The organism is Nonomuraea sp. CA-141351 (genome assembly GCF_050944675.1).
Lineage (GTDB): Bacteria > Actinomycetota > Actinomycetes > Streptosporangiales > Streptosporangiaceae > Nonomuraea.
This window is the reverse complement of sequence record NZ_CP191982.1, coordinates 2,380,027-2,393,043: the sequence shown is the minus strand read 5'-3', so window position 1 is coordinate 2,393,043 and position 13,017 is coordinate 2,380,027. Positions and strand designations below refer to the sequence as shown.

12 protein-coding genes are annotated in these 13,017 nt (G+C 68.8%); 2 read left to right on the top strand and 10 right to left on the bottom strand.

What is annotated here, in order from left to right:
- Positions 1 to 30 precede the first annotated feature (30 nt).
- Positions 31 to 1,530, top strand: a complete 1,500-nt coding sequence (locus ACQPWU_RS11805; protein ID WP_433439099.1) for an MFS transporter — start codon at positions 31 to 33, stop codon at positions 1,528 to 1,530.
- A 12-nt stretch (positions 1,531 to 1,542) separates the two neighbouring features.
- Here ACQPWU_RS11805 and ACQPWU_RS11800 read toward each other — a convergent pair whose 3' ends face one another.
- The 7 genes from ACQPWU_RS11800 to ACQPWU_RS11770 are packed head-to-tail and all read right to left on the bottom strand — an operon-like array spanning position 1,543 to position 9,216.
- Positions 1,543 to 2,427, bottom strand: a complete 885-nt coding sequence (locus ACQPWU_RS11800; RefSeq protein ID WP_433439096.1) for an alpha/beta hydrolase — start codon at positions 2,425 to 2,427, stop codon at positions 1,543 to 1,545.
- Complete coding sequence (locus ACQPWU_RS11795) at positions 2,424 to 3,818, bottom strand: NAD(P)/FAD-dependent oxidoreductase (RefSeq protein WP_433439094.1); 1,395 nt, start codon at positions 3,816 to 3,818, stop codon at positions 2,424 to 2,426. The genes ACQPWU_RS11800 and ACQPWU_RS11795 overlap by 4 nt, the downstream gene beginning before the upstream one ends.
- Before the next feature lie 36 nt (positions 3,819 to 3,854).
- Complete coding sequence (locus ACQPWU_RS11790) at positions 3,855 to 4,640, bottom strand: ABC transporter permease (protein WP_433439091.1); 786 nt, start codon at positions 4,638 to 4,640, stop codon at positions 3,855 to 3,857.
- Positions 4,637 to 5,488: an ABC transporter permease gene (locus tag ACQPWU_RS11785; RefSeq protein WP_360693283.1), complete on the bottom strand. Its 852-nt coding sequence runs from the start codon at positions 5,486 to 5,488 to the stop codon at positions 4,637 to 4,639. Before ACQPWU_RS11785 ends, ACQPWU_RS11790 begins: the two co-directional genes overlap by 4 nt.
- Positions 5,489 to 5,491: 3 nt before the next feature.
- The gene (locus ACQPWU_RS11780) at positions 5,492 to 6,679 is read right to left on the bottom strand and encodes a polyamine ABC transporter substrate-binding protein (protein ID WP_433439088.1); all 1,188 of its coding nucleotides are present in this window, start codon (positions 6,677 to 6,679) and stop codon (positions 5,492 to 5,494) included.
- A 21-nt stretch (positions 6,680 to 6,700) separates the two neighbouring features.
- Positions 6,701 to 7,768: an ABC transporter ATP-binding protein gene (locus ACQPWU_RS11775; RefSeq protein WP_433439086.1), complete on the bottom strand. Its 1,068-nt coding sequence runs from the start codon at positions 7,766 to 7,768 to the stop codon at positions 6,701 to 6,703.
- Positions 7,769 to 7,782: 14 nt separating this feature from the next.
- Positions 7,783 to 9,216, bottom strand: coding sequence for a gamma-aminobutyraldehyde dehydrogenase (locus tag ACQPWU_RS11770; protein WP_433439084.1), 1,434 nt, complete (start codon positions 9,214 to 9,216; stop codon positions 7,783 to 7,785).
- A gap of 194 nt (positions 9,217 to 9,410) precedes the next feature.
- Here ACQPWU_RS11770 and ACQPWU_RS11765 point away from each other — a divergent pair, with 194 nt between their 5' ends.
- Entirely contained in the window at positions 9,411 to 9,902 is a 492-nt protein-coding gene (locus tag ACQPWU_RS11765) for an Lrp/AsnC family transcriptional regulator (RefSeq protein WP_433439081.1), read from the top strand.
- On the opposite strand, the gene ACQPWU_RS11760 is transcribed toward ACQPWU_RS11765, so the two are convergent.
- From ACQPWU_RS11760 to speB, 3 genes are read right to left on the bottom strand one after another with little or no spacing between them, the layout of a single operon-like run.
- Positions 9,899 to 10,537, bottom strand: a complete 639-nt coding sequence (locus tag ACQPWU_RS11760; protein WP_433439078.1) for a cyclase family protein — start codon at positions 10,535 to 10,537, stop codon at positions 9,899 to 9,901. The genes ACQPWU_RS11765 and ACQPWU_RS11760 overlap by 4 nt on opposite strands.
- Complete coding sequence (locus ACQPWU_RS11755; protein WP_433439075.1) at positions 10,537 to 12,048, bottom strand: purine-cytosine permease family protein; 1,512 nt, start codon at positions 12,046 to 12,048, stop codon at positions 10,537 to 10,539. The genes ACQPWU_RS11760 and ACQPWU_RS11755 overlap by 1 nt, the downstream gene beginning before the upstream one ends.
- Complete coding sequence (speB, locus tag ACQPWU_RS11750) at positions 12,045 to 12,980, bottom strand: agmatinase (RefSeq protein ID WP_433439073.1); 936 nt, start codon at positions 12,978 to 12,980, stop codon at positions 12,045 to 12,047. Before speB ends, ACQPWU_RS11755 begins: the two co-directional genes overlap by 4 nt.
- Between the last annotated feature and the right edge of the window lie 37 nt (positions 12,981 to 13,017).

Here is a 13,017-nt window from a genome sequence, read left to right as displayed (position 1 = left end):
CCGTCAGCCGCCCTCCCGACAGTGGGCGACATGAACAACAAATGGTCCTGCCTGGCCATCGCCTGCCTGGCCACCCTGCTGCTCTCGCTCGACTTCACGGTCCTGCACCTGGCCCTGCCCCGGCTGGTGACCGACCTCGGCGCGAACTCCACGCAACTGCTCTGGATCGGCGACATGTACGGCTTCGCGCTGGCCGGCCTGCTCGTCACCATGGGCAACCTCGGCGACCGCATCGGCCGCAAGCGCCTGCTGCTGATCGGCGCGGCCGCGTTCGGCGTCGCCTCGGCGGTGACCGCGTACGCGCCCAACGCCGAGCTGCTGATCGCGGCCAGGGCGCTGCTCGGCGTGGCCGGGGCGACGATCATGCCGTCCACCCTGTCGATCGTCCGGAACGTGTTCACCGAGCCGGGCGAGCGGACCGCGGCCATCGGCATCTGGAGCGGGATGAGCGCCGCCGGCTTCGCCGTCGGCCCGGTCGTCGGCGGGCTGCTGCTCGACCACTTCTGGTGGGGCTCGGTCTTCCTGATCAACGTGCCGATCATGCTGCTGGTGCTGGCCGGCGGGATCCTGGTGCTGCCCGAGTCGCGCAACCCCCATGCGGGCAGGATCGACCTGGTCAGCGTCGCGCTGTCGTTCGCCGGTGTGGTGACGGCCGTCTACGCTCTCAAGGAGGGGGCGCACAAGGGCGCGGGGCACGCCGATGTGCTGGTGGCGGGCGTGGCCGGGGTGCTGCTGCTGGGCCTGTTCGTGTGGCGGCAGGCACGGCTGGCCGAGCCGCTGATCGACGTGCGGCTCTTCACGCGCCGGGCGTTCAGCGCGTCCATCGTCACTAACCTGCTGGCGATCTTCACGATGTCGGCCATGATGCTGATGTTCGGCTGGTATCTGCAGCTCGTGCTGGGCTGGACGCCGCTCCAGGCGGGGCTCGCGCAGCTGCCCGGCGGGCTCAGCGGCGCCGTGGGCGGCATCCTGGCCGCCAGGCTCATCGGCCGCCTCGGCAGGAACGGCGTGGTCGCGCTGGGGCTGGCCATGAACGCGGGCGCGTTCCTGTACTACTCCACGCTCGGCCTTTCGCTGAACTACCTCGCGCTGCTGCCCGTCATGGTCGTCGGCGGTCTCGGGGTCGGGTTCGCGCTCACCGTCAACAACGACAACGTGCTGGCCACCGCGCCCAGGGAAAGGGCCGGGGCGGCGGCCGCGGTGTCGGAGACGGCGTTCGAGCTGGGCGGGGCGCTCGGCATCGCGATCCTGGGCACGGTGCTGAACACCGCGTACCGGGCCGGCCTGGACGGCACCGTGGTGCAGGGCGCGGCGCGGGAGTCGATCGCCGGGGCGATGCGCGCGGCCGAGGCGCTGCCCGCCGAGGAGGCGGGCAGGCTCGTCCGCGCGGCGCAGGCGGCCTTCATCGAGGGGCTGCACGTGACCTCGCTGGTCACGTCGGGACTGCTGGTCGTGGTGGCGCTGCTGGCGTTCGTCGGGCTCCGTGGCGTGCCGAAAGTCATCCCGGAGGAGGTGCTCAGCCGGGCGTGAGCCTCCACGGCCTCAGAGGTGCTCGCCGAGGAAGCCGTCCGTCGCGTCGACGGCCTGGGTGACGTACGGCTCGCGGTCGTAGAGGTCGATGTGCTGCTTGGCGTCCACCCAGACGAGCTTCTTCGGCTGGTCGAGCCGCCTGAACACCTCCTCGGCCCCCTCGGGCGGGCAGAAGCGGTCGACGACCCCGTGCACGATCAGCGCCGGCTTCGGCGACAGGAAGTCCGCTCCCATCATGTTGTCCATCGTCACCAGCTCCCGGACGCTGGCCCTGGTCACCGAGTTGGACCAGTGCGGCGAGGCGCCCCGCGACGTGCCGTAGTACGCGTACGGCTCGTCGCCCGGCATGGCGGCTTCCCCCTCCTCGGCGACCGCGGGCATGTACTCGGCGGCGCCGCCCAGGTCCTGCCGCTCCAGGACGTCCGTGAGTCCCGCCAGCGTCGGCTGGTAGTCCATCCCGGCCCGCATGGAGTAGGGGTTGTTGTACGCACCCGCAATACCGGTAAATGTCCGAACGCGAGGATCAAAAGCAGCAAATTTCAGGGCATATCCTCCGCCAAGGCATACCCCCACCACTCCGATCCGGTCCCGGTCCACCTCGTCCCGCGACCGCAGGAACGACACGGCGGCCCGCAGGTCGCGCAGCTTGCCCTGGGGATCCTCGTCCCGGCGCGGAAGCCCCTCGGACTCGCCCCAGTTCCGATGGTCGAAGGCCAGCGTCACGTACCCCCGCTCGGCCAGCCGCTCCGCGTACAGCCCCGTGACCTGGGAGCGCACCCCGGTGAGCGGCCCCGTGAACACCAGCCCCGGCCGCGGCCCCACGCCGCCGGGCACCCGCAGGTCCCCGACCAGCGTGAGGCCGTCCACGACAAACTCGACTCTCGTGGTCAGAGTCACGAGTCGAACCCCAGTCCCATCCGGTCGAGCGCGCGCAGCCACAGGTTGCGCTTGCCCTCGTGCTGGTCGGCCTGCGCGATCGACCACCGGGTGACCTGGATCACGCCGGACCGCACCGGCTCGGGCGGGAACGGGATCGGCTTCTCCTTGACCATCCGCAGCTCGGTCCGCTCGGTAGGCTCACCCGACAGCAGGTCGAGCATGACGTTCGCCCCGAACCGGGTGGCCCCCACGCCCATCCCGGTGTAGCCGGTCGCGTAGGCCAGCCGCCCGCCGTGCGCCTGCCCGTAGAAGGCGCTGAACCGGCTGCAGGTGTCGATCACCCCGCCCCACCTGTGCGTGAACCGCACGTGGTCGAGCTGCGGGAACGTTTCGTAGAAGTGCTCGGCGAGCTTGACGAACGTCTCGTCGCGCTGCTCGTACTCGGGCCTGACCAGGCCCCCGTTGTAGTAGACGGCGTCGTAGCCGCCCCACAGGATCCGGTTGTCATCGGTCAGCCGGTAGTAGTGGAACTGGTTGCCGGAGTCGCCGACGCCCTGCCGGTTGCGCCAGCCCACCTCGGCGAGCTGGGCGTCGGACAGCGGCTCGGTCATCACCGCATAGTCGTACACGGGGACCACGAAGTGCTTGAGCCGTCGCAGCAGCGGCGGGAACACCCCGGTGCCCAGCGCCACCTGGCGCGCGCCGACCGTGCCGTGCGGCGTGCGCAGCGTGATGGTCGTGCCGTCGTCACGCAGCGAGCGGACCGGGCTGCGCTCATAGACCCGCACGCCGAGGCTCAGGCACGCGTCCCGCAGCCCCCACGCCAGCCGCGCCGGGTCGAGCATGGCGCACCCGCCGCGGTCCCAGAGCCCGCCCAGGTAGGTGGGCGAGTTCACCTCGGCCCGCACCTGCTCCTGGTCGAGTGGCAGGTAGTCGAACCCGTGCTCCGAGATCAGGTCCAGGTGCTCGTGGAGGTCGTCGAGCTGCCACTGCTCGGTGGCCACGTAGAGCTCTCCGGTGCGCTCGAACGAGCAGTCGACGCCGTAGCGCTCCAGCGTGCGCTCGATCTCGTCGAGGTTGGCCACCCCCATGCGCTCGAGGCGGTCTATCTCGTCCGGCCACCGCTCCAGGCCGTTGGCCAGGCCATGGGTGAGGGTCGCCAGGCAGAACCCGCCGTTGCGGCCGGTGGCCGCCCATCCGATCCTGCGCCCTTCGAGCAGGACGACGTCCAGCGAGGGGTCTCGTTCCTTGGCCATCAGGGCTGTCCACAGCCCCGAGAAGCCTCCGCCGACGACGACCAGGTCGGCACTCGTGTTCTCGTCGAGCCGCGGTCGCGGCTCGGGTCTGGCCGGACTGTCCAGCCAGTACGGCTTGCGCTCCGCATCAGCAAGCGCCTTCAGCGGATCCACAAATCCCACTTCCCTACGAAGTTCGTGGAGGTCTGTTTAGGTACGGCGCCGTGCTGCCACCGCGTTCCCGATCGCGATCAGCACCCCGATGCCGAAGATCAGCGTACCCATGACGTTGACCTGCGGTGGGATACCCGTCTTAACCGCACCCACGATCCACAGGGGGAAGGTGACGGTCGAGCCGTTGACGAAGCTGGTGACCACGTAGTCGTCGATGGACAGCGCGAACGACAACATCGCGCCGGCCATCACGCCCGGCATGATCGACGGCAGCGTCACCTGCCTGAACGTCCCCCACGCCGTCGCCCCCAGGTCCCTGGCCGCCTCCTCCAGCGAGGGGTCGAGCGTGACCACCCGCGCGCGCACCGTCACCACCACGAAGGACACCGAGAACAGCACGTGGGAGACGATGATCGTGTTCGCGTCGCGCGGCACGTTCCCCGAGACGAACAGCGACAGCAGTGACGCGCCCATGACCAGTTCGGGCGTGGAGATGGCGGCGAAGACCAGGAAGTTCGTGAGCCCCTTGCCGCGGAAGCGGTGCCGCCCGAGCGCCAGCCCCAGCATGGTGCCGATCAGGACCGTGATGACGGTGCTGACCGCGGCGATCACCAGCGAGTTGCGCAGCGCCACGGTCAGGTCGGAGATGTCGAACAGCTCGGTGTACCAGCGGAGCGTGAAGCCCTGCCAGGAGGTGTTCGACTTGCTCTTCTTGTCGTTGAAGCCGAAGAGGATCATCACGGCGATCGGCGACGACAACCAGACGATGATGATCCAGGTGTAGATGTGGAGGAGGCGGTCCCCGAGCCGCGTGCCCCTCATCGGGCCGCCGCCTCGAGGACGTTCTCGGTCCCGAGCGCCCTGGCGTAGACGAAGATCCCCACGAGCAGCACCGCCATCAGCGTGAACGACAGCGCCGAGGCGGTCGGGTAGTTCAGGTTCGTCAGGTACTCGGTCTGGATGATGTTGCCGATCATCGTGTTGGACGTGCCGCCGAGGATCTGCGCGTTGATCGGGTCGGCCGTGGCGGGCACGAACGTCATCAGCACCCCGGCGAACACCCCCGGTAGCGACAGCGGCAGCACCACCCGCCGGAAGGCCGCCGTCCGCGTCGCGTACAGGTCCTGAGCCGCCTCGATCACCCGCGGGTCCACCCGCTCCAGCGACACGTAGATCGGCAGGATCATGAACGGCAGGAAGTTGTAGGTCAGCCCGCCCACCACGGCGACCGTCGTGGCCAGCACGTGGAAGTCCTCGGGCAGCAGCCCCCAGCCCTTCAGCGTGCCGAACAGGATGCCGTTGTCCGACAGCAGGAAGTTCCACGAGATCGTCCGCAGCACGAACGACACGAAGAACGGCAGCAACAGCAGGAACAGGTACACGGACTTGCGCGCGCCGCCCTTGAACGCGATCCAGTACGCCACCGGATAGCCGATCACCAGCATGGCCACCGTGGCGAGCCCGCCGTAGGCCAGCGACCGCACCAGCTGGGTGCTGTACCTGCCGAGCGCGTCGCTGTAGTTGGAGAAGCTGAACGTCATCGCGAAGCCGTCGATGGCGTTTCCGGTCTGCAGGGAGACCGACGCCATCGCGGCCATGGGCACGACCAGGAAGATCGCCAGCCACATCCAGCTCGGCAGCGCCAGCAGGTAGGGGGTGAGCCGCCTCATCTGCTAGGCCTGGGTGATGGACTGGAAGATCGGGTTGAAGACCTGCTCCTGCTGGGTGGTCAGCGGGGTGTAGCTGTGCAGCTTGGCGTAGTCGGCTTCGCTCGGGAACATGAGCGGGCTGTTCACCATGTCCTCAAGGGACTTCTTGTCCTTGCCCTTGGCCGTCTTGGCCTTCTCCCTGAGCAGGTCCTGTACGGCCGGGACCGGCGTGACGTACTGGATGAACTCGTCCAGCTCGGCGGCCACGGGCGGCTGGTAGAGGTAGTCCATGAGCATGAGCGCGTCCACCGGGTTGGCCGCGCCCTTGGGGATGAGCATGTTGTCGGTCCAGATCGTGCCGCCCTCCTCGGGCACCACGAACTTGACGGGCTCGCCGGCGAGCTGGCGCTGGAAGATGTCACCCGACCAGGCCATGCTCAGCCAGACGTCGCCCTTGGACACGGCGTCAATGTAGCTCTGGTCGTAATATTTCCGGACAATTCCGGCGTCGCGCTGCGCCTTGAGCTTCTCCCCGGCCTTCTTCCAGTCGGCCTCGGTCGACTTCTCGGGGTCGATCCCCAGCGCGAACATGCCGAAGTTCCCGATCTCCTGGGCGTCGGCCATCATGCCGACCCGGCCCTTGTACTTGGGATCGAAGAGCGACTCGATGCTGGTGATGTCCTCGTTGACGTACTTGGTGTTGTACGCGATCCCGGTCACACCCGACGTGTACGGCACCGTGTACTTGTTGCCGGGATCGTAGGCCCGCTCCTTGTACTTCTGACCGGCGTTGGCCTCGAAGTTCGGCAGCTGGGAGTGGTCGAGCGGCGTGGCGTACCCCAGGTCGATCATGTGCTGGAGCTGCACGCCGTTGGTCATGACGACGATGTCGTAGCCCAGGGGCTGCCCGGCGCGCAGCACCGGGTCGGCCTTGCCGAAGAACTCGGCGTTCTCCTGGATGACCTCTTTGTACTCGTACGAGATGCCGGTGGCCTGCTTGAACTTCTCCAGCGGGGCCTTGTCCTCCGGCATGTACTCAGGCCAGTTGGCGAAGACGACCTTGCCGTGCTTGGTCTGCTTGGCCCAGAAGTCCTTGACCGCGTCGGCCTTCGGGGGCGCGGCCTTCTGTCCTTGAACGCCGCAGGCGGCCAGAGCGAGCCCTGCGGCGGAGTACCCGGCGATCCGGAAGAGGTCGCGACGGGAGCGGGGCATGGGGTGGTTCATGAGGTGCTATCAACTTCCAATCACATACGAGTGCTGCGCCTGCCACGACAGCCACACGGAGTCGCCCCGCTCCGCCGTGGCCGTGGCGTCATTCGCGTTCTGCTGGAACACGGTGATCTCGGCCCCGTCAGCGAGGCTCACCGCGTAACTGTTGTAGGTGCCCAGGTAGACCACCTCGGCGACGGTCCCGCGCACGGCGCTCAGCCCTTGGGCGGGCTCGTCGGTGCCGACGGTGATCTTCTCGGGCCGCACGGTCACCGTCACGTCGCCGTCGTGCCCGGGCACCAGCACCCGGCCGCCGCCGATCTTCAGCACGCCGCCGTTCGCCGCGCCGGCGAGCAGGTTGGAGGTGCCGATGAAGCCCGCCACGAACGCGGTCGCGGGCCGCTCGTAGATCTCACGCGGCCCGGCCAGCTGCTCGACCAGGCCGTCGTTCATGACCGCGATGCGGTCGCTCATGGTCAGTGCCTCGTTCTGGTCGTGCGTCACGTACACGAACGTGATGCCGACCTCGCGCTGGATGCGCTTGAGCTCGATCTGCATCGCCTGACGCAGCTTGAGGTCGAGCGCGCCGAGCGGCTCGTCGAGCAGGAGCGCCCGCGGCCGGTTGACCAGTGCGCGGGCCAGCGCCACGCGCTGCTGCTGGCCCCCGGACATCTCGCGCGGCCTGCGCTTCTCCCTGCCGGTGAGGTCGACGATCTCCAGCATCTCGCCGACCCGCCGCTTGATCTCCTCCTGCGGCGTCTTGCGCTGCTTCAGCCCGAACGCCACGTTGTCCCAGACGCTCATGTGCGGGAAGAGCGCGTAGGACTGGAAGACCATGTTGATGTCGCGCTTGTTGGGCGGGACGTTCGTCACGTCCTTGCCGTGCAGCCTCACCAAGCCCTTCGAGGGCGGCTCGAACCCGGCGACCATTCTCATGGTCGTGGTCTTGCCGCACCCGGACGGGCCGAGGAGGGAGAAGAACTCCCCCTCGGCGATGCCCAGCGTGACGCCCTTGACCGCCTGGACGACCTCGCCATGCGAAAGGTATTCCTTGACGACGTCCTCAAGCTCTATCGCATTCAGCTCAGCCATCCCAGGTACTGTCCCTATTCGCCGATGTAGTGCATGACGTGCTTGACCCGGGTGTAGTCGTGCAGGCCGAACACCGACAGGTCCTTGCCGTACCCGGAGTGCTTGAAGCCGCCGTGCGGCATCTCCGAGACGAACGGGATGTGCGTGTTGACCCAGACCACGCCGAAGTCGAGGCGGTTGGACATCCGCATGGCACGGCCGTGGTCGGAGGTCCAGACCGAGCCGCTCAGGCCGTACCTCACGTCGTTGGCCTTGGCCAGCGCGTCGGCCTCGTCGGCGAACGTCTGGACGGTGATCACGGGGCCGAAGACCTCGTTCTGCACCATCTCATCGTCCTGCTTGAGACCGTCGACGATCGTCGGCGCGAAGAAGTAGCCCTTCTCGCCGACCCTGGCGCCGCCGGTGAGGACCTTGGCGTGCGCCGGGGCCCGGTCGATGAAGCCCTGGACCCTGGCGAGCTGGTTCTCGTTGTTGAGCGGCCCGTAGAGGGCGTCCTCGTTGTCCAGGTCGCCGGTCACGGTGCCGGCGGCGGCCTCGGTCAGCGCGGCCACGAACTCGTCGTGCACGCTCTCCTGCACCAGCACCCGGCAGGCGGCGGTGCAGTCCTGGCCGGCGTTGTAGAGGCCGGCGACGGCGATGTCCGCGGCGGCCTTGCGCAGGTCCTTGACGTCCTCGAACACCACGACCGGGGCCTTGCCGCCGAGCTCGAGGTGCACGCGCTTGAGGTCGTCGGCGGCGCTCTTGGCGACCGACATGCCCGCGCCGACCGAGCCCGTGATGGCGACCATGGAGGCCGTCGGGTGGCCGACGACGAGCGCGCCGGTCTCGCGGTCGCCGGTGACGACGTTGAAGACTCCGGCGGGCAGCACCTCGCCGAGGATCTCGGCCAGCTTGAGCGTGGAGGCCGGGGTGGTGTCGGACGGCTTGAGCACGACCGTGTTGCCGGCCGCCAGGGCCGGGGCGATCTTCCAGACCGCCATCATCATCGGGTAGTTCCACGGCGTGACCTGGCCGATCACGCCGATCGGCTCGTGCCTGATGACGCTGGTGTGCTCGGCGAGGAACTCACCGGCCGTGGGACCCTCCAGCGTGCGCGCCGCGCCCGCGAAGAACCGGAAGTGGTCGCCGGCGACCGGGGTCTCGTCCTCGGCCATGCGGGCGCGCGGCTTGCCGGTGTTGAGGCACTCCGCCTCGTTGATCTCGTCGGCTCGCGCGTCGATCGCGTCGGCGACCTTGAGCAGCAGATTGGCCCGCTCACCCGGGGTGGTCCTGCCCCAAGACTCGAAGGCGGCGGCCGCGGCGGCGAAGGCGGCGTCGACGTCCTCGGCACCCGAGACGGGGGCCTGCAGGTAGGCCTCACCCGTGCACGGGTCGATGATGTCGGAGAATCGGCCGCTCTTCGCGTCAACGAACTCACCGTTGATGAAGTTCTGGAGACGGGTGGTCAAGGTGCCTCCTCGTGGCTGAGATGCCGCGACTCTTACAGAGCACGTTGCATCTGGACAAGGGATTTCGTGGTGAAGATACCAAATTGCTACGAATTCGCTTGACAGACCGCTAGGAACTGACAACATGTCGCACCGGGACGGCAACTGGACGGGAACGCGCCCGTAACGCCGGACCGCTAGGAGGATTGCTGTCGATGACGACGCCGCCGCGCGTACGCCGCACCAACGCCAATGCCGGGACGGTGGTGCTCGACGACCTGTCCAAGCAGATCATCGAACAGCTCCAGGCCGACGGGCGCATGCCGTACGCGGCGATCGGTAAAGCGGTGGGCCTGTCTGAGGCCGCCGTGCGCCAGCGCGTCCAGCGGCTCCAGGACGCCGGCGTGATGCAGATCGTCGCTGTCACCGACCCTCTGACGCTCGGGTTCCCGCGCCAGGCGATGATCGGCATCAACTGCGAGGGCGACCTGGAGGCGGTGGCCGACGAGCTGGCGGCCATCGACGAGATCGACTACGTGGTGCTCACGGCGGGCTCCTTCGATGTGATCGTCGAGGTGGTCTGCGAGGGCGACGGGCACCTATTGGAAATTCTCAGCAAAATTCGCGCCATCCCCGCCGTGCGGGCCACGGAATCGTTCGTGTACCTGAAGCTGCGCAAGCAGACCTACTCCTGGGGCACCCGCTAACCGACCCTCGCGACCGCGCGCACAGGCGCGCCGTCCGCTCCCGGGAGCCGGATCGGGAACAGGGACACCTCGATCGGCCTGCCCCGCGCCTGGGCGTCCAGGAGCCGGTCGAGGCCGGTCAGGTTCTCGGCGATGACGGCGTGCGCGCCGCACAACACCCGGTGTGCCGGGAAGTCCTCAGTCGGCGTGGGGTCCACGCTCAGCGCGTCGATCCCGACCGTCCGCACTCCGCGCTCCACGAGCAGCGCCGCGGCCTCCTCGGTCAGGTACGGGTGCGCCTGATAGGCATCCGTTTCCCAGTTCGCCGACCATCCAGTGGCGAGGAGCACGATTGGAGCGGTGACGTCCTGGAAGGGCGCCGCCGCGATCGGCGAGCGCGGCGCCAGACCCCGGACGTCCACCACGACGGCGGGCCCGCAGAAGCGGGACAGCGGCAGCTCGTCCAGCGTCGGCAGCGAGTCGTCGATGTGGAACGGCGCGTCCACGTGGGTGCCCGACTGGGAGCCGAGGTGCAGCCCCAGCACGTTGACGCCGTCCCGCGCCACGGTGAGCGCCGGGCCGACCGAGACCTCGGGATCGCCCGGATACACCGGCATCCCGGTCTCGATCGGCACCGACAGGTCGACGAGCTCCATCACGTGACCGGCTCGGCCGCCGCGTCCACGATGGGCAGCACCGGGGTGTCGGCGGCTCGGGCCAGTCGCGGCCCCTCGGGTCCGTAGACCTCGCGCGGCTCCGGGAAGGCGGCCAGCAGCGCCAGGTAGAGCAGCCCGGCCACGGCCAGCCCGACCGGCAGCGAGATGTCCACGCCGCCGGCGAGATCTCCGAGCGGCCCGACGAACTGCCCCGGCAGGTTGACGAACATCAGCGCCAGTCCCCCCGCCACCAGCCAGGCGCTCAGTCCACGCCAGTTCCAACCGTGCGTGAACCAGTAGCGCCCGCCGCGCTGGCGCCGGTTGAAGACCTGCAGGGCCTCCGGGTCGTACCAGCCGCGCCGGGTCACGTAACCCAGCATCATGATCACCATCCACGGCGCCGTGCACGTGATGATCAGCGTGGCGAACGTGGAGATGCTCTGCGTGAGGTTCGCGGCGAAGCGGCCGATGAAGATGAACACGATCGACAAAGTGCCGATGAAGACCGTGGCCTGCACGCGGGAGAAGCGGGTGAAGACGCTGGAGAAGTCGAGCCCGGTGCCGTAGAGCGAGGTCGTGCCCGTGGACATGCCGCCGATGAGGGCGATCAGGCAGACGGGCACGAAGTACCAGCCCGGCGAGATCGCCAGCAGCCCGCCGACGTAGTTGGGCGCGGCCGGGTCGACGTATTCGGCGGCCTTGGCCGCGATGATCGACGCGGTGGCCAGGCCGAAGCAGAACGGCAGGATGGTGGCGATCTGCGACAGGAACGCGGCGGCCATCACGCGCGAGCGCGGCGTGCTCGCCGGGATGTAGCGGGACCAGTCCCCGAGGAACGCTCCGAAAGACACCGGGTTCGACAGCACGATCAGTGCCGCGCCGATGAACGAAGGCCAGAACAGCGGGTCACCCGCCTGCAGCGTGCCCGGGTAGGAGGGGTCGAAGTCGCCGGCGAAGGCGAACACCCCCAGCACGAACAGCAGCGACGCCGCCGCCACCGCGATCTTGTTGACGAACAGCATGAACCGGAAGCCGTAGACGCACACGACCAGCACGAGCACCGCGAAGATCCCGTACGCGACGCCGTAGGACAGGTTGGTGTCCGGCAACCCCACCAACCGGTGCGCGCCGCCGACCAACGCGTCCCCCGACGACCACACCGAGATCGAGAAGAACGCGATCGCGGTGAGCAGCGACAGGAACGACCCCACGACCCGGCCGTGCACGCCCAGGTGGGCCGACGACGAGACGGCGTTGTTGGTGCCGTTGAGCGGTCCGAACAACGACAGCGGCGCCAGGATCAGTGCCCCGACCACCAGCCCGAGCACGGTGGCGGCCAGCCCCTGCCAGAACGACAGGCCGAACAGGATGGGGAAGGCGCCGAGCACGCAGGTGGCGAAGGTGTTCGCACCTCCGAACGCCACCCTGAACAAGTCGGCCGGACGCGCGGTGCGGTCGGCGTCGGGGATGCGCTCGACCCCGTAAGTCTCGATCTCGGTGATGCCGCTCATGTCTGCTTCTCCTGCATCGCCAGCAAGCTGACCAGGTCGTACGCCACGTGGGAGGCGGCGATCGAGGTGATCTCCGCGTGGTCGTAGGCCGGGGCCACCTCGACCACGTCGGCCCCGATCAGGTCGCAACCGGCCAGGCCGCGCAGGATCTCCAGCAGCTCCCGGCTGGTGAGCCCGCCCGCTTCCGGCGTCCCGGTGCCGGGCGCGTGCGCGGGGTCGAGCACGTCGATGTCGACGGACACGTAGAGCGGCCGGTCGCCGATGCGCTGACGCAGCACGTCGATCACCTCGTCGAGGCCGCGCCGCAGGACATCCGCCGCGGTCAGGATGCCGAATCCGAGCCGCCGGTCGTCCTCGAGGTCCTTCTTGCCGTACAGCGGTCCCCGGATCCCGACGTGGCTGACGGCCTCGGTGTCGAGCAGGCCCTCCTCGACCGCCCGCCGGAACGGGGTGCCGTGCGTGTACTCGGCGCCGAAGTACGTGTCCCAGGTGTCGAGGTGCGCGTCGAAGTGCAGCAGCGCCACGGGACCGTGCTTCCTGGCCACGGACCTCAGCAGCGGCAGCGCGATGGTGTGGTCGCCCCCGATCGCGACGAGCTTGGCGTCGATCGAGTCCGCCGCGCCCTCGATGCTCTCGATGGCCGCGCCGATGTCGAACGGGTTAGCCGCGATGTCGCCGGCGTCCACCACCTGCGCCCGCTCGAACGGGGAGACGTCCAGCCCCGGATGGTACGGCCGCAGCAGCCGGGAGGCCTCCCTGACCGCGGCCGGGCCGAACCTGGCGCCCGGCCGGTAGGACACCCCGGTGTCGAACGGCACGCCCACGACGGCGACGTCGGCCCGCTCGACCTGGTCGAGGCGGGGCAGGCGGGCAAAGGTGGCGAGCCCGGCGAAGCGCGGGACCTGGCTGGAGTCGACAGGGCCTTGGTTCATGCGGCCCAGTGTTCGTCATGCGTCTGACCTGCGGCAA